Origin of the sequence: Janthinobacterium sp. BJB401 (genome assembly GCF_013372745.1) — a bacterium.
GTDB lineage: Bacteria > Pseudomonadota > Gammaproteobacteria > Burkholderiales > Burkholderiaceae_D > Janthinobacterium > Janthinobacterium rivuli.
The window spans coordinates 1-15495 of the sequence record NZ_JABXFH010000019.1; the positions used below are offsets into that span (position 1 = coordinate 1).

A 15495-nucleotide genomic window follows, 5' to 3' on the forward strand; every position below is an offset into this window, starting at 1 on the left:
ACACAAGAATCAATCACTTCACAAGCATGTTAAAAAATCTTCCTTTCGAATGGCTGGTCGGCTTGCGCTACACGCGGGCCGGCAAGCGCAGTGGCCGCAACAGTTTTATCTCTTTTATTTCGCTCATTTCCATGGCCGGCATCGGCCTGGGTGTGGCGGCGCTGATCGTCGTGCTGTCCGTGATGAACGGCTTCCAGAAGGAAGTGACGGACCGCATGCTGTCCGTGCTGGCCCACGTGGAAGTGTTCGACAACAGCGGCAGCATGCCGGACTGGCGCGCCGAAGCGGCGCAGGCCTTCAAGAATCCTGCTGTGAAAGGCGCCGCGCCGTTCGTGGAAACGCAGGGCATGCTGCTGCGCGACGATGCGCTGCGTCCGGCCATCGTGCGCGGCGTGCTGCCCGAGGAAGAGCCGAACGTCTCCGACGTGGCAGGCCAGACGCGCATGGGCAGCTTCAAGGCGCTGCAGCCGGGCACCTTCAATATCGTGCTGGGCATCGAGCTGGCGCGCGCCTTGCGCGTCAACCTCGGCGAAAAAGTCACCCTGATGCTGGCGCAGGGCCAGGTCACGCCGGCCGGCGTGCTGCCGCGCATGCGCAGTTTTACCGTCAGCGGCATCTTCCAGGCGGGCCACAATGAATTCGACGCCGGCCTGGCCTTCATCAACATCGAAGACGGCCAGCGCCTGCTGCGCCTCGACGGTCCATCCGGCCTGCGTTTACGCCTGGCCGACATGAACCGGGCGCCGCAAGTGGCGGCGGAGCTGAAAAAGACCATGCCTGGCGACCTGTGGCTGCGCGACTGGTCGAAGCTGAACGCCAACTGGTTCGCCGCCGTGCAGACTGAAAAACGCATGATGTTCATCATCCTGACCCTGATCATCGCCGTGGCCGCCTTCAACCTCGTGTCGACCCTGGTGATGACGGTGACGGACAAGCAGGCCGATATCGCGATTTTGCGCACCCTGGGTGCTTCCCCTCGCTCCATCATGAAGATATTCATGATCCAGGGCGCGCTGGTGGGTATCCTGGGCACGATTTTGGGAGTCGGCGGCGGCGTGCTGGTGGCGATGAACATCGACGTCATCGTGCCCTTCATCGAGCATTTGCTGGGCGTGCAGTTCCTCTCCAAGGACATCTATTTCATCAGCACCGTGCCGTCCGACCTGCGCTGGCCCGACGTCACCAAGATCGGCGTGCTGGCCGTGATCCTCGCCTTTTTGGCGACCCTGTACCCAAGCTGGTGGGCTGCCCGCGTGAAACCTGCGGAAGCCCTGCGCTATGAATAAACCACTGACGACTACCATGACCGATCTGAATAAACCTGCCTCCAACGGCGCTTCCGCCGATTCCGCCGTCCTTTCCTGCCGCGGCCTGGGCAAGACTTTCACGCAGGGCAGCTACAAGGTGCAGGTGCTGGCTGGCATCGACATCGACGTTCACCGTGGCGAACGCGTCGCCATCGTCGGCGCCTCCGGTTCCGGCAAATCGACCCTGCTGCACCTGCTGGGCGGCCTCGATACGCCCACCAGCGGCAAGGTGACCCTGCTGGGCAAGGACTTCGCCACCCTCAGCGAAAAGGCGCGCGGCGACTTGCGCAACGCCTCGCTGGGCTTCGTCTACCAGTTCCACCACTTGCTGCCCGAGTTTTCCGCGCTCGACAACGTCGCCATGCCCTTGATGATACGGCGCATGAAGCGCGCGCCGGCCACCGAGCTGGCGCAGCAAATCCTCACGCGCGTGAACCTGGCCAAGCGGGTCACGCACACGCCCGGTGAATTGTCAGGCGGCGAGCGCCAGCGCGTGGCCCTGGCCCGCGCCCTCGTCACGCAGCCGGCCTGCGTGCTGGCCGATGAACCGACGGGCAACCTCGATCACGCCACGGCCGAACAGATTTTCGACCTGATGCTGGAACTGTCGCGCACCCTGGGCACGGCCTTCGTCATCGTCACGCACGATATCGAACTGGCCAGGCGCTGCGACCGCGTGCTGCGCCTGACGGACGAAGGGCTGCAGCCGTACCAATATTAAGGAACCGCCATGCTGTGGATCGACACGCACTGCCACCTCGACGCGCATGAATTCGGCGATGAATCGCTGCAGGTGGCGGCGCGCGCGCAGCAGCAAGGCGTGGACATGATCGTCATTCCCGCCGTCGAACGGGCCAATTTCAGCATCGTGCGCGACCTGGCGGCAGCGGCGCCCAACGCCTGCTATGCGCTCGGCATCCACCCGATCTACGTGCCGCACGCCACCGAGGACGATTTGCTCGCCCTGCGCGAAGCCGTGGCGCTGGCGATGAATGACCCGCGCTTTGTCGCCATCGGCGAAATCGGACTCGATTTCTTTATCCCCATGCTGTGCGAACCGGCCATGCGCGCCAGGCAGGAACACTTCCTGCGCGAGCAACTGAAAATCGCCCGCGACTTCGACCTGCCCGTGCTGACCCACGTGCGCCGCTCGCAGGACATCGTCCTCAAGCACGCGCGCCAGATCCGCCCGAACGGTGGCATCGCGCATGCGTTCAACGGCAGCTTCCAGCAGGCGCAAGGCTATATCGACCTCGGTTTCAAGCTGGGGTTTGGCGGCGCCATGACCTTTACCCGCGCGCTGCAGATACGCCGCATGGCCACGGAGTTGCCCCTGGATGCCATCGTGCTGGAGACGGACGCGCCCGATATTTCCCCCAGCTGGATACACCCGGGCCGCAACAGCCCCGAAGAATTGCCGCGCATCGGCGCCGTGCTGGCCGAGTTGCGCGGCCTGGCATTGGCCGACGTGGCCGTTGCCACCAGCGCCAATGCGCGCGCCGTACTGCCCCGATTACCCTTGATGGAATGAGACCACAATGAACAACAAGATCATCCTGGCCGCTTGCCTGTCCGGTGCCTTCGCTCCCGTTATGGCTGCGACCAGCGCCCAGTGCGACGGCTTGCCGCGCCTCGACGTCACCACGCCGGCCGGCTTTTGCGTGGCCGTGCTGGCCGACGGCCTGAAATTCCCCCGTGGCGTGCTGCCGCTGACGAATGGCGACATCCTCGTCACGGACATGACGGGATGGGCGCCGAAGCAGGGTAAATTGTGGCTGTTGCAGCCCAAGGCGGCCGGTGGCGGCTACGAGCGCAAGCTGCTGCTCGACAAGCTCGATCGCCCGAACGGCATCGTGCAGGGACCGGATGGCATGGTCTACGTGGGCGAGGTGGGACGCATCTTCCGCTTCGACTTGCGCGACACCACGCGCACCGTCACTGACGTGATCGGCGGCAAGGCCAAGACGCCGCGCCTGCCGGGCCTCGGTTTGCACCTGCTGACAAACATGCGCTTCAGCCCCAAGGGTGACCTGTACGTGAACGTGGGCTCGAGCACCGACCATTGCGAGAACGATGGCAAGGCGCCCGACCCGGCCAAGGCATGTCCTTCGGCGGAAGGCCTGGAAGCGCTGGGCGCCATCCGCGAATACACGATGGCCTGGCCGGCCGGCACGGTGACGAGCTGGCGCACGCATGCGCGCGGCTTGCGCAATTCGATGGCGCTGGCCTTCCACCCTGCGACGGGCGAGCTGTGGCAGGCGGAAAACTCGCGCGACGCCATCCAGGCCGCCATGCCGCAACTGAAAAGCGACGAGAACCTGCCGCACGAGGAACTGAATCTGATCAAGACCGACCGGCACTACGGCTGGCCGTACTGCTACGACGACAACGTCGCCAGTCCCGAATATCCGAAGACGGCGTGCGACGCCCAATACGCGGCGCCGGAGCGCCTGCTGCCCGGCCATGCCGCACCGCTGGGCATGACCTTTTATACGGCCAGCCGCTTCCCGGCGCTGTACAAGAATAGCCTGATCATCGGCTACCACGGCTACCGCAGCAACGGCCACCGCCTGGTGGCCCTGCTGCCCGACAAGGCCGGCGCGCCGCTGGGCAAGTCCGTCGACTTGATCAGCAACTGGGAACGCAAGGGCAAGCAGGGCAGAGGCGCGCCCGTCGACGTGAAGCAGGGGCAGGATGGCGATATCTATATGGCCGATGATCATAATGGGCTGGTGCTGAAGCTGCATTATGCGGCGCCGGGCAAACCGTAACTTTCACCGGTTTCGTACGTGTAGGTCGGATTTGCGGGGCAACGCCGCGCGTAATCCGACATCATTGTTGGCTGGTGTTGTCGGGTTACGGCCTTTGGCCTAACCCGACCTACCCGACCTACGCTTGACCTCGCTCAGTGCGGGGCTGGCGCATCCTTCTACAATCAGCCAGACCTCCCTCACTGACCATGGCTGGCCATGCATGTCCCTTTCCTTTTCATTGTATTGAGCCTGTGCCTGCCCAGCGCACACGGGCAGGGCGCAGCCTATGCTCCGGCGCCGCGCCTGAGCGCCGACCAGCTGATCGCGTATTACCAGGAAGGGCCGGCCAAGGGAGTGATGGCCGATGCTGTCTTCCTGCTCGATCAGCGCTACGCCCAAGGCTACCTGGCCGGCGTGGCCGATGCGGCGCAGGGGCGGCTGTGGTGCGATACGGGCCGGCTGAAAACGGTGGAAATCGACGCGCACATCGTCGCCGAACTGAAAAAGCTGCCCGCGCGCGCGCGTCTGGGCGAAGCGTCCACCCTGATCGTCGCCATTCTGGCGCGGCGTTTTCCCTGTTCCACTCCACCACCAGGAGGCTGACGTGAAACCTGCATTCATCAAGCTGCGCGAGAATTATCCGAGCGTGGCCGCCGTCGACCAGGCGGCCCTGTTCGGCGAAATCGGCTGGGAAGACTTGATCGGCAAGGACAGCTTTGCCAATACCTGCGCCATCCGCGTCAGCCTGGCCCTGATCAAGGCCGGCGTCAAGGTCAAGGGCCGCATGGCCATCCGCAAGGGGCCGTTCAAGGGCGCGCTGATCGAACCGGGACAGGCCAAGCTGGCGCACATGCTGGCCAGCCCCTCGATGTTTGGCCCGCCCGAGAAATTCGCACGCGACGCCGCCATCGCCGGCATCGGCCAGCGCAAGGGCCTCGTCGCCTTTTTCCGCATTCCCGGTTACCTGGGTGGCGCGGGCGGGCATATCGACATCCTCTTGCCATCCATCGGCGTGAAGGTGTGCGGTTCCGAGTGCTACTGGGATTGCGCGGAAGTGTGGTTCTGGGAAATCCGTTGACGCCTATTTGAACTTCTTGCTGGAGCGTCCGCGCGAAGCCGCGTTATGCGCGCGCAGGATGGAGTCGACCCGCTCCGACGCGTCGCGCGACAGGTTTTGCGCCACGGCGATATCGGGGAAGAATTCGGGCAGGCGGTAGCTGAGCCACGCATACGCGGAATAGTAGCGGCAAGTGTCTTCCACCTGCTGCAAATTCTGCGTACCGCCGCCATACGCGTGCTGGCGCAAGGTGCTGGTTTTTCCCTGCGACAGATTCTTCGCCCAGTGTTCCCATGCCGTCTGCAAGGACGGCACCTTGCTCGATATCGGCACCAGCGACAGGGTGAACTTGTCGGCCACGGACAGCGGCAGGGTGTCGAGCCAGACGGCGCGCTCCTTCTGGTCTTCCGTGATGCGGGGGAAGAAAAAGCCGTCCGGCACGTCGATATTGTGGATGAAGCGGCGCAGCAGTTTGGACAGCGACAGTTCGCCCGTCACCGACGAAATGCGGTGCAGGTGTTCAAGCGAGGGCGCCACGGCAAAGCCGCTGGTGTTCAGCGGGTGCAGCTTTTCCTTCAGCAGGGCGCGCATCACTTCATGCGTCTCGTTGTCGTAGCCGGCCACGAGTCCTTCTTCATGCACGCCGTAGCGGCCCGCGCGCCCGGCGATCTGGCGCGCCAGCGCGGCTGAAATCTCTTCCTCTTCGCGGCCATTGTATTTGACGCAGGTGGTCATGACGATGCGCGCGATCGGCATGTTCAGGCCCATCGCCAGCGCATCCGTGCCGACGACGATATCGGCCGTGCCATCGCGGAAGCGCTGCGCCTGCGCGCGCCGCACTTCGGGCGACAGGTTGCCGTAGACGGTGGCCACCGACAGCCCCGTTTCCGTGATCATGTCGCGCCACATCAGCACTTCGCGGCGCGAAAAGGCGATGACGGCGTCGCCGCGGCGCAGGTTGCGCACCTTGCGCACGGCGGTCGGCTCCATCGACAGGGGTGCCATGCGCTTGAGTACATGCACTTCCAGCGGGCAGTCGAGGCGTTCGGCCAGCGCCTCGATGGCGCGCCGCGCTTCGGGGGCTCCTACCAGATACACGGTGTGGGCGGGCGCGCCGCAGACGGCCGCCGTCCACGCGGCGCCCCGGTCCGGGTCGGCCAGCATCTGGATTTCATCAATGACGGCCACTTCGACGACGGTTTTCGTGTCCAGCATTTCCACCGTGCTGGCCACGTGCGTGGCGCCATCAACGACCCTGCGCTCCTCGCCCGTGATCAGGCTCACGGCCAGCGGTTTGCCATGCGGCGCGGCTTCCTGCAGGCGCTCGTAGTTTTCCAGGGCCAGCAGGCGCAAGGGCGCAAGGTAGATGCCGTTTTTTGCCTTGACCAGCGCTTCCATCGCGCGGTGCGTCTTGCCGGAATTGGTGGGGCCCAAGAGGGCGATGAAGCGGCGCGGCAGGCGGCGCGCCATCTCGAACGAGGCCGGATACTCGGCCAGGTTGATGCTCTGGCGCGTGCGCGCCGCATGCTGTTCTTCCTGCTGGCGCTCGATGGCGTGATGGAAGCGCTGGCGGATGCGGTCGAACACCATGCCGGCCGGCTCGGACGTCTGCAAGTCGGCCAGCGTATGCAGGAAAACCATCGGATCCGTGTCCACGTCCTCGCTCAAGCCCGCGATATCGGCGACGAAATCCATCACGTGCTGGCGCAGTTCCTCGAACACGGCCGCGCTGGCCCGTTCGCGCACGAGGGCCAGCTTGGTCTCGCGGTCCATCTTGCGCCACTTGGCCGGCCGCGCCAGCACGCCTTGGCTTGGTACCAGCGCATACGGCACCACCAGGTGGCCAGCCTTGACCACGCCGGAAAAGCGCACGAAGACGCGGCCTTCCATTTTCACCAGGCGGATATGCTCGGCCAGTTCCCCCAGTTCCGCGACCAGGGTAGCGTCGTTATTGTCTTCGCTGCTGTCGGAAATGTCGGTGGAAATGTCGGGAGGAAGTGCGGAGGAAGTCATGTCGTGCCTGGGTGTTGAAGTAAGCGAGGCCGATTATACCGTCGATGGCGGTGGGCGGTGGTGGCCAGGCCTGGTGCTTGCATGTTCAGGCGGCACGCGCGTGCACCAGGCGCAGGCCCCAGCCCGTGGCGATCTTGCCGTCGCTTCCTTGCAGATATGCCACGACATCCAGGAACGCGCCGCGCAGGCGCTGCCTGCCGCCGTCGTCCAGGCGGTCGATATCGTAGGTGTCCAGCAGGGCGGCCCACAGTTCGCCCGGCGTGGGCGTCCATGGGACGTCGATGTCGTCAAATTCAACGTCTGCAAAACTGCCATCGAGCAGTTCCCTCCAGCCGGCTTCCGACCCCGTGCGGCGGTCGCCCAAGCGCAGAGGCGGCAGCTCGGTGCTGGCGATCGGTTTGAACACGCGCATGAAAACGTCGTTCACTTCGCCCAGCAAGAACGTCCTGCCGACAATGGCGGCGAACTGGCCAGCGGGGCGCAGCACGCGGCGGATTTCACGCACGACTTGTTCGATGTCGTTCATCAGCATCAGCGCCATGTGCGAAACGAGATAGTCGACGCTGGCCGATGGCAGGTCGAGCGCCTGGCCGCGCCCTGGCAGCAGATGCACGGACGGGGGCAGGGCGGCGCGCGCGACGGCCAGTTCAGCCTGGCTCATGTCGATGCCGAGCAGTTGCAGCCGGGCTTGCCGCCTGGCTGCCAGCAAACCCAGCAGATGGCCGTCGCCGCAGGCCAGGTCGAGCACGGTCAATGGCGTGTCCACTTCCGGGACCAGGCTGGTCAGCACATGGTAGGACGAGATCCAGCTACCAGCGGGGGAACTGGCCGGCAGATGAGCAAACGCGGCGCTGGTCGCGCCGACTTGCCTTTGATGAAAGTCCTGCAAATAAGTTTCGGCCGCTGTCAGTAGGGTCATGCAAGGTCCGCAAAGTCGTCGCGCCTGGCGCCGGATGGCCATCTTAGCATGGAGAAAATTTCACCAGCGGTGGTACCGGATGGCGTGCTGAGCTTTCTTATTCAGGGCGCCATTGCGCCAGATCAGAGGGCAAACAGTAGAAAACGCTCACAGTACCTGAACCCTTTTCGCCGCGAGCTGATTCTGCCTTGATTCTGCCTTCTTATGCGCACCCTGATACTCGGCTTTGCCGCTGGCGCTGCCTGGTTGCAGACGCAGGCAAGTTTGCCGCCGTACGCGGGCGTGCTGTTGTGGGTGATCGCTGGCATAGGGTTGACGGCTAGTCTGCTGCTGCGCAGTCACGTGCGCTGGCGCTTCGGCTGGCGTTCCATTGTTGCGCTTGCCGCTGGCGTGGGACTGGGTTTTTACTGGGCGGCCTGGCTGGCCCAGGCCGCCATGGCGCCGCAACTGGCGCTGGCCGATGAAGGACAGGATATTGTTGTCACGGGCACTGTGGTCAGTCTGCCGTACCGCTTCGAGCAGGGCGTGCGCTTCAATTTTGCTGTGGAGAAGGCAGTTGGGGCGAAGGTGCCGCCTTTGATCGCGCTGTCCTGGTACGCGGGGTTTCGTGACGAAGTGACGAACGTCGTGGGCGACGTGCAGCCGGGCGAGCGCTGGCGCCTGACGGTGCGGCTGCAGCGTCCGCACGGCAATGCGAACCCGATGGGTTTTGACTACGAAGCGTGGCTGCTGGAGCAGGGCGTGCGCGCCACGGGCTATGTACGGCCGCAGCCGCGCGCAGACACTCCGAACGTGCGCCTGGCTGCCTTCGTGCCCGGCTTTGGCAATATGGTGGAGGCCAGCCGCGCGGCCTTGCGCGCGCGGATTTTGCGCAGCCTGGAAGGCAAGCAGTATGCGGGCGTGATCGTGGCGCTGGTGGTGGGCGACCAGCGCGCCATACCCCAGTCGGACTGGCAAGTGTTCAACCGCACGGGCGTGAGCCATTTGATTTCGATTTCAGGCTTGCACATCACCATGATCGCGGGACTCTTCGCCCTGGGCGCGGGCGCCCTGTGGCGGCGCTCGTTTTTTACCGATTGGCAACTGCCCTTGCGCTTGCCGGCGCAAAAGGTGGCGGCGCTGGCCGGCGCGCTGGCGGCATTTGTGTATGTGCTGCTGGCCGGCTTTGGCGTGCCCGCGCAGCGCACCTTGTATATGTTGCTGGTGGTCGCGCTGGCCTTGTGGCTGGGACGCATCACCAGCATAGGCCATATCCTGTGTCTGGCGCTGGGCGTGGTCGTGCTGCTCGACCCGTGGGCCGTGCTGTGGCCCGGTTTCTGGCTGTCGTTCGGCGCGGTCGCCACCATGCTGTACGCGACGGCAGGGCGCACCACGGCGCCGATGCCGCTGCAGGCCGGACGCTGGCGCCGTCTGCGCGCGGCCGTAGCGCTGGGCGCCCATACGCAGTATGTGGTGACGGTGGGGCTGGTGCCGTTGACGATGCTGCTGTTCTCGCAAGTCTCGCTGGTCAGCCCCGTCGCCAATGCGCTGGCTATCCCCATCATCAGCCTTGTGGTAACTCCCTTGTCCCTGGCTGGCAGCCTGCTGCCGACGCCCCTGTCCGATGGATTGCTGCTGCTGGCGCATGCCATCGTGCAGATGCTGGCGCAGGTGCTCGAGTGGCTGGGCGCGCGCCGCTTTGCCGTGTGGACGGCGCCCGCGCCGCCAATGTGGAGTTTTTGCTGGGCATTGCTTGGCACGGCATGGCTGCTGGCGCCACGGGGATGGCCGCATCGCTGGGCGGGCATGCTGGGCTGGCTGCCGCTGCTGACGGCCTTACCGTCCAGCCCGCCACCTGGCCAGATGTGGATCACGGCCTTTGACGTGGGACAAGGCATGGCCGTGCTGGTGGAAACGCATGGACACCGGCTGCTGTACGACACGGGGCCCGCCTACAGTCTCGACTCCGATGGCGCCAGCCGGGTCATCGTGCCTTACCTGCGCGCACGCGGCATAGGCAAGCTCGACGGCGTGATCATTTCCCACAGCGACCTCGATCACGCGGGCGGCGCGATGTCCCTGCTGGAAAACGTGCAAGTGGGCTGGCTGGCCTCGTCGCTGTTCGAAGGCCACCCGGCCGTCGAGGCGCGGCGGGAGTTACACCAGCCCTATCTGCACTGCATGGCAGGCCAGAGCTGGACCTGGGAAGGCGTGCACTTCGCCATGTTGCACCCATTGCCCGCCAGCCACATGGACATTGCCCTGAAGCCGAACGCCCGCAGTTGCACCGTGAAAATCACGGCTGGCAAGCACTCGATCCTGCTGGCCGGCGATATCGAAGCGGCACAGGAGGCGCAATTGCTGGCGCGCTCGATGGACGGCGAACTGGCCGCCGACGTGCTGCTGGCGCCGCATCACGGCAGTGGGACGTCGTCCACGCAGGCATTTTTGAACGCGGTCCGTCCCGGTCTGGCGATTTTCCAGGTGGGACACAGGAATCGCTATAAACATCCGAAAGCGCAGGTGTATGCGCGCTATGGCGAGATGGGGATTGCCCGGCTGCGCACGGATGTGGAAGGGGCGGTGGTGCTGGAGTTTGGGATGCAAGTAAGGGTGATGCAATATCGTAAGTATCATCGACGATATTGGAATGAAGAGTAAGTAGTCTTCATTCGCTTGAAATCAGCGAAAATGGCTTCTTATAGCAAAAAAAGGTCTCAAAATATTTAGAGACCTTCTTTGCAATAATTATAATTTTTAGTTAATTTTTATTAGTGTGAATTTTTTTATGACATGAAAAATTTATGCCTTTATTGAGTCGATTATTAATTTATTTATAAAATCTCCACGATATTCACGCGCATTCTTTTGATTTACTGCTTCTCTCGCAAAACCAAGATATTTTTCTTCTTCTGGTGTAAGTCTATCTTCTGGCTCGGAGTTAAAGCCCAGTTCAATTAACGCCGATCGATGATCCAAGCTTGATAATTTTTCCGAAAATTTTTCGGAGTCGATATTTTTTATATCTATTTTATCTAACTCAACTATGAGGGTAAATAAGTTGGCTTTTTTGTACCATCGAGAATTTCTATTAATCTTCAGAGTTGAAATGAAATTAACTATTTTCAATAGGCGAGTTAGTAACTCCGCCGCCTTTGGGAAGGCGTCGTTATATGCTTCAATGTACTGAGAGATTTTTTCATTTCTATTAAAGTATTCGCCTTGATCCAAAGTTGCAATCAATGTCATTATGTATTGATATGCCAACATGCGTGACTTGTCATTGTCTGAAAAAACCCCTTCTTCATCATCACCTTTTCCATGGAAGAAATCGGCTAGTGTTTTTCTGGTTTTAGGCTCAATGATAAAAACTAAGCTTTCATCATCGAATTCCGCATCGACAATTTGTTTTGCAAAACAGACAAATTCGCTGTCACCCCATTGTGCATTTAATCTTTCGGCAGCGTTAAGTGCATAGTCCGTTTTGTTGATTCTCTGGAATATTTCTTTTACTTGATCTGGCGTTACATTTTTTAAATATCTTACGGAAATTTCGTAATTTAAAAATGTATTTTTTTCTTCCGATGAGAGTTCGGAAAAACGTTTGATGGAAATTTTTGGCCGAGCGAATACATCAGTGCCCTCAATATAATCTTGAATCGTCGTCAGTCTTTGCTGGCCATCTACAATTTCATCAATTAGAATAAGTTTTACTTGATCGAGGCTACCAGGTGCGAGATAAACTTCTGGAAAAGGGTAATTTCGTAATATTGTGTCAATAAAATTTAATTTATGAGCATCTTTCCATACTAATTTTCTCTGATACGATTTATTTACTGAGATTTGTTTATTTCGAAGCTTGTTATATATTTCTATAATTTTTGAATTGTTCGCAGGGATGCTTGCTTCCAGACCATGTGAATCGTTTAGTTCAGCCATGTGAAATCTCCATTTGTTTCGTTTTAATTCGCAAACTTATTAAATTATCCATTTGATAGTGTTTTAGATAATACCATTCAGAGTACAATCCAATGGAGATTTTACGCTGAAGTCGGCCGTACCAATTATCTACGGAAGTTTTCCAAGGACTCTGATTTATATAAATATTGGGAGTGAAATCAGGTCTAAGCCAACCTCTAGAAATATATTTTGTGTAATTTTGAAAGATTGGATCTAAGCCCTTCATTCTTCTTTCTCGATCAGAAGGATAGTATATGTTGTCAATCCATTTTTCCTCAATCCATTCAGGCGAGAAATGTCGTGAAGTTTCAAAAATTAATTCTGTTTGTTGGTCAAATATTTTTTTGCTAACTATTGCTATATCGACATCTGATTTATTTTTGTTGACAGGGTTTTTTTGATATCGCTCATCAAATTTAGAAAAATTGTGATTTTTTATGGAGAATCCGAGTTTGGCAGATCCGACAATAACTACATCATTAATGCTTATTTTAAGAGCTGCAGCTAAATCATGTCGCAGTTGGTATTCCTGATCTACATCTTTTAAAAAGTCTCTAAAAAAATAACTAGTGCCGTCAACGACGTATTTTTGAAAAAGCTGCTCAATATCCATATCGGATGCTAAATCCAATGCAATGCCATTTGCTGACGTCATACTATTAATCACCAATAGATTATTTGCCTTTATTTAAAAGCAAGATTCGTTAAGGTCGACTTTAATCGACCACCCGGCCGGAATATTTTATTATGACACATATGCTAACATAAAAATGCACGCACTTACCTGGACTCGCCGGTAAGCGGTTTTCTTTTGTATGTACTACATTTCCGAGGTGGAAGTGCGCTCTACGAAAAGAGTTATCCATACTGTTATCCTTTGAAGGCATACTTATCTGTTTGGGGGCGAGTAGTTCGGGCCAACCCGCTCATCCGGTATCTCCACCCCCTTTTTCTTTACATATTCCAGAAATAGCCTTGCCCCCTTGGCCATGCGCGACGTGCCATACACGGCATGGATGCTGGGATCGAGCTCTTTTGACGACGTCAGCCGGTACGCCGTGCAGACCCGGCGCAGGGTGCCGGCGGCCACGGCGGGCTCGGCCAGCCAGCTGGCCAGGCGCACGATACCGGCGCCTTCGAGGGCCGCCTGGAAGGTGGCGATACCGGAAGTGAAGCGGAAGCGCGGCTGTACCTGGTAGCGCACGTTGCGTTCGCTGGAAACGAAATGCCAGTCGCGCAGGATGCGCGGGGCCGAGTGCATGATGATGTCGTGGCCGGCCAGCTCTTCCGGTTCCTCGGGCGCGCCCATGCGCTCGATGTAGTCGGGCGAGGCGTACATATAACGGCGGTAATTCCACAGTGGGTAGCCGATCAGCTCGCTCGACTGGGGGAAGGCGCCGCGAATGGCAAAGTCCAGCTTTTCCTGGATGGGATCGATCGATTTGTCCGAGAAATGGATGTCAACGGACACGTTCGGGTAGTCGCGCGAAAACTGGGCCACCACTTTTGGCAAGAATCCCAGGGACAGGATTTCCGGCGCCGACAGGCGCACCCAGCCTTGCGGCGAGTTGCTCAATTCCGCCAGTTGGTCTTCCGCCTCGGCCTGTGTTTCCAGCAAGTGCTTGGCCGACGCGTAATACGTTTCGCCGGCCGTTGTCAGGGTGAACTGTTTTTGCGTGCGCAGGATCAGCTCGGCGCCGATGGCGTCTTCGAGGAACTGGATGGCGCGCGTGACGGCCGACGGCGAGCGTCCCAGCATGCGTGCCGCGTGGATGAAGCTGCGCTTTTCGACCACGGTGCAGAAGGCGCGGATCTCCCACATCAGTTTCATCGACATCGGTGACTCCTGGCAAAAGAGACCAGTAGACCGCACGGGGCGCATTCCGTCAAGCGTTACGCCTGATTGCGTTTTCCGCAATTTGAAGTTGCATCCGGAAAAATCCACGGCGCCTATACTGCCGCTGTCGATCATTCCTTATTGCCTATCATGCTGACCATCTCGCTGCTGTGTTTATTTGCCTTTTTTGCCGGCCTGATCGATGCCGCCGTGGGCGGGGGCGGGTTGATACAACTGCCGGCCCTGTTCAACCTGATGCCGAACATGGCCTCGACGTCGTTGCTGGGCACGAATAAACTGGCGTCCGCCTGCGGCACCACGTTTGCCGCCCGCTCGTTTGTCGGCAAGGTGCATATCCCCTGGCTGCTGGTGCTGCCGGCCGTGGCCAGCGCCTTCGTCATGTCCTTCATCGGCGCGGCCGCCGTGTCGTATGTGCCGCAACAGGTGGTGCGCCCCATGGTGCTGGTGTTGATCATTATCATGGCCATCTATACCTTCATCAAGAAGGATTTCGGCACGACGCGCGAAGCGCGTCCCATCGGTCCGCGCGAACGCATTCTCGCCATCGTCATCGGCGGCGCCATCGGCTTTTATGACGGCCTGTTCGGACCTGGCACGGGCAGTTTCCTGATTTTCCTGTTCATCCGCGTCTTCGGCTTCGATTTCATCCTCGCCTCGGCCTGTTCGAAACTGGTGAATATCGCCACCAACGTGGCTGCGCTGGCCTTCTTCATTCCCGCCGGTCACGTGGTGTATGCCGTGGCTGCACCGATGGCTGTGTGCAATATCCTGGGCGCCTTGACGGGCACCTGGATCGCCGTGCGCCGCGGTGCCGCCTTCGTGCGCATCCTCTTCCTCGTGCTGCTGGTGTTGCTGATCGTGAAATTGTCCTACGACATCTTCTTCAAGTAAGTTTTGATAGATAACAAGAGCGACAACAAGCCATGAAAACCATCCAGGGCGTGCTGTGGGACAACGATGGTGTGCTGGTCAACACCGAGCAGCTGTTTTACGAAAGCAACCGCGACTTGCTCTTGCCCTACGGCATAGACCTGACGCCGAAGCAATTTTTTGACTGGTTCCTGGACAATAACTACGGCGCCTGGCATGTGCTGCTGGGGCAGGGGCATGACATCGAACTGGTCGAGCGCCTGCGGGCCGAACGCACCGTGCTGTTTGCGCAACGCCTGCGCCAAGCGCGGCAGCTGGCCATGCCCGGCGTCAAGCAAGTACTGGCGGCGCTGCGCCCGCACGTGGCCATGGGCGTGGTCACCAGTGCCTACGAACAGCATTTCCGGATCAGCCATGCGGCCACGGACTTGTTGCAACATTTCGACTTCGTGCTGACGCGTGAAATGTATGGCGACAGCAAGCCGGCGCCCGACGGCTACCAGCTTGGCTTGCAGCGCCTGGGCCTGGCCGCCGCCGACTGCGTGGCCGTGGAAGATTCGCCGCGCGGCTTGCGCGCCGCGAATGCGGCGGGGATGGAATGCATCGTCGTGCGCAATCAGATGAACCGTCACCACGCGTTTGACGACGCTTTTTGCGTGGTGGATTCAAACGCCGAGCTGGGCGAGGTACTGGCTTCGTTCGTGCCCGGCATGACGCGCTCGCAGGGACAATTAGAGGCCTTCCTCTGATCCGTCTTGCCGGCATGCCATTACAATTGT

14 protein-coding genes are annotated in these 15495 nt (G+C 59.7%); 9 read left to right on the top strand and 5 right to left on the bottom strand.

The genetic code is table 11. The annotated features are described in order from the left end of the window. Positions 1 to 26: 26 nt before the first annotated feature. The 6 genes from HWE17_RS14110 to HWE17_RS14135 all read left to right on the top strand — a co-directional run bounded on the left by HWE17_RS14110 (position 27) and on the right by HWE17_RS14135 (position 5138). Positions 27 to 1286: a lipoprotein-releasing ABC transporter permease subunit gene (locus HWE17_RS14110; protein ID WP_176389156.1), complete on the top strand. Its 1260-nt coding sequence runs from the start codon at positions 27 to 29 to the stop codon at positions 1284 to 1286. 16 nt (positions 1287 to 1302) lie between these two features. Then, positions 1303 to 2028: a lipoprotein-releasing ABC transporter ATP-binding protein LolD gene (lolD, locus tag HWE17_RS14115; RefSeq protein WP_076571574.1), complete on the top strand. Its 726-nt coding sequence runs from the start codon at positions 1303 to 1305 to the stop codon at positions 2026 to 2028. Between the two features lie 12 nt (positions 2029 to 2040). Continuing rightward, complete coding sequence (locus HWE17_RS14120) at positions 2041 to 2838, top strand: TatD family hydrolase (RefSeq protein WP_176389220.1); 798 nt, start codon at positions 2041 to 2043, stop codon at positions 2836 to 2838. 7 nt (positions 2839 to 2845) lie between these two features. Beyond that, entirely contained in the window at positions 2846 to 4078 is a 1233-nt protein-coding gene (locus HWE17_RS14125) for a sorbosone dehydrogenase family protein (protein WP_176389157.1), read from the top strand. Between the two features lie 198 nt (positions 4079 to 4276). Beyond that, positions 4277 to 4663: a Rap1a/Tai family immunity protein gene (locus HWE17_RS14130; RefSeq protein WP_176389158.1), complete on the top strand. Its 387-nt coding sequence runs from the start codon at positions 4277 to 4279 to the stop codon at positions 4661 to 4663. Position 4664: 1 nt separating this feature from the next. Beyond that, the gene (locus HWE17_RS14135) at positions 4665 to 5138 is read left to right on the top strand and encodes a T6SS effector amidase Tae4 family protein (protein WP_035819555.1); all 474 of its coding nucleotides are present in this window, start codon (positions 4665 to 4667) and stop codon (positions 5136 to 5138) included. A gap of 3 nt (positions 5139 to 5141) precedes the next feature. Here HWE17_RS14135 and HWE17_RS14140 read toward each other — a convergent pair whose 3' ends face one another. Both HWE17_RS14140 and HWE17_RS14145 read right to left on the bottom strand, forming a co-directional pair. Then, the gene (locus HWE17_RS14140; protein ID WP_176389159.1) at positions 5142 to 7130 is read right to left on the bottom strand and encodes a helicase-related protein; all 1989 of its coding nucleotides are present in this window, start codon (positions 7128 to 7130) and stop codon (positions 5142 to 5144) included. Positions 7131 to 7215: 85 nt separating this feature from the next. Then, positions 7216 to 8049, bottom strand: coding sequence for a class I SAM-dependent methyltransferase (locus HWE17_RS14145; RefSeq protein WP_035819551.1), 834 nt, complete (start codon positions 8047 to 8049; stop codon positions 7216 to 7218). A gap of 204 nt (positions 8050 to 8253) precedes the next feature. On the opposite strand from HWE17_RS14145, the gene HWE17_RS14150 reads away from it, so the two are divergent. After that, on the top strand, positions 8254 to 10689 hold the full coding sequence (locus HWE17_RS14150; protein WP_176389160.1) for a DNA internalization-related competence protein ComEC/Rec2: 2436 nt from the start codon (positions 8254 to 8256) through the stop codon (positions 10687 to 10689). Positions 10690 to 10830: 141 nt separating this feature from the next. Here HWE17_RS14150 and HWE17_RS14155 read toward each other — a convergent pair whose 3' ends face one another. The 3 genes from HWE17_RS14155 to HWE17_RS14165 all read right to left on the bottom strand — a co-directional run bounded on the left by HWE17_RS14155 (position 10831) and on the right by HWE17_RS14165 (position 13825). Further along, complete coding sequence (locus HWE17_RS14155) at positions 10831 to 11967, bottom strand: DUF262 domain-containing protein (RefSeq protein ID WP_176389161.1); 1137 nt, start codon at positions 11965 to 11967, stop codon at positions 10831 to 10833. Next, on the bottom strand, positions 11960 to 12643 hold the full coding sequence (locus HWE17_RS14160) for a hypothetical protein (RefSeq protein WP_176389162.1): 684 nt from the start codon (positions 12641 to 12643) through the stop codon (positions 11960 to 11962). The genes HWE17_RS14155 and HWE17_RS14160 overlap by 8 nt, the downstream gene beginning before the upstream one ends. 234 nt (positions 12644 to 12877) lie before the next feature. Continuing rightward, the gene (locus tag HWE17_RS14165; RefSeq protein ID WP_176389163.1) at positions 12878 to 13825 is read right to left on the bottom strand and encodes a LysR family transcriptional regulator; all 948 of its coding nucleotides are present in this window, start codon (positions 13823 to 13825) and stop codon (positions 12878 to 12880) included. A 150-nt stretch (positions 13826 to 13975) separates the two neighbouring features. Between HWE17_RS14165 and HWE17_RS14170 the strand changes: the two genes are divergently transcribed. Then, positions 13976 to 14737 (top strand): TSUP family transporter, encoded by a 762-nt coding sequence (locus HWE17_RS14170; protein WP_034756294.1) that lies wholly within the window; start codon positions 13976 to 13978, stop codon positions 14735 to 14737. A 32-nt stretch (positions 14738 to 14769) separates the two neighbouring features. Further along, positions 14770 to 15465 (top strand): HAD family phosphatase, encoded by a 696-nt coding sequence (locus HWE17_RS14175; RefSeq protein ID WP_176389164.1) that lies wholly within the window; start codon positions 14770 to 14772, stop codon positions 15463 to 15465. The last annotated feature ends 30 nt before the right edge of the window (positions 15466 to 15495 follow it).

Excerpts from the sequence above, each read along its gene's own strand:
- HWE17_RS14130 (WP_176389158.1), top strand. The coding sequence starts at position 4,277 with ATGCATGTCCCTTTCCTTTTCATTGTATTGAGCCTGTGCCTGCCCAGC.
- HWE17_RS14155 (WP_176389161.1), bottom strand. The coding sequence starts at position 11,967 with ATGGCTGAACTAAACGATTCACATGGTCTGGAAGCAAGCATCCCTGCG.
- HWE17_RS14140 (WP_176389159.1), bottom strand. The coding sequence starts at position 7,130 with ATGACTTCCTCCGCACTTCCTCCCGACATTTCCACCGACATTTCCGAC.
- HWE17_RS14175 (WP_176389164.1), top strand. The coding sequence starts at position 14,770 with ATGAAAACCATCCAGGGCGTGCTGTGGGACAACGATGGTGTGCTGGTC.
- HWE17_RS14145 (WP_035819551.1), bottom strand. The coding sequence starts at position 8,049 with ATGACCCTACTGACAGCGGCCGAAACTTATTTGCAGGACTTTCATCAA.
- HWE17_RS14160 (WP_176389162.1), bottom strand. The coding sequence starts at position 12,643 with ATGACGTCAGCAAATGGCATTGCATTGGATTTAGCATCCGATATGGAT.
- HWE17_RS14110 (WP_176389156.1), top strand. The coding sequence starts at position 27 with ATGTTAAAAAATCTTCCTTTCGAATGGCTGGTCGGCTTGCGCTACACG.
- HWE17_RS14165 (WP_176389163.1), bottom strand. The coding sequence starts at position 13,825 with ATGTCGATGAAACTGATGTGGGAGATCCGCGCCTTCTGCACCGTGGTC.
- lolD (WP_076571574.1), top strand. The coding sequence starts at position 1,303 with ATGACCGATCTGAATAAACCTGCCTCCAACGGCGCTTCCGCCGATTCC.
- HWE17_RS14150 (WP_176389160.1), top strand. The coding sequence starts at position 8,254 with ATGCGCACCCTGATACTCGGCTTTGCCGCTGGCGCTGCCTGGTTGCAG.
- HWE17_RS14170 (WP_034756294.1), top strand. The coding sequence starts at position 13,976 with ATGCTGACCATCTCGCTGCTGTGTTTATTTGCCTTTTTTGCCGGCCTG.
- HWE17_RS14125 (WP_176389157.1), top strand. The coding sequence starts at position 2,846 with ATGAACAACAAGATCATCCTGGCCGCTTGCCTGTCCGGTGCCTTCGCT.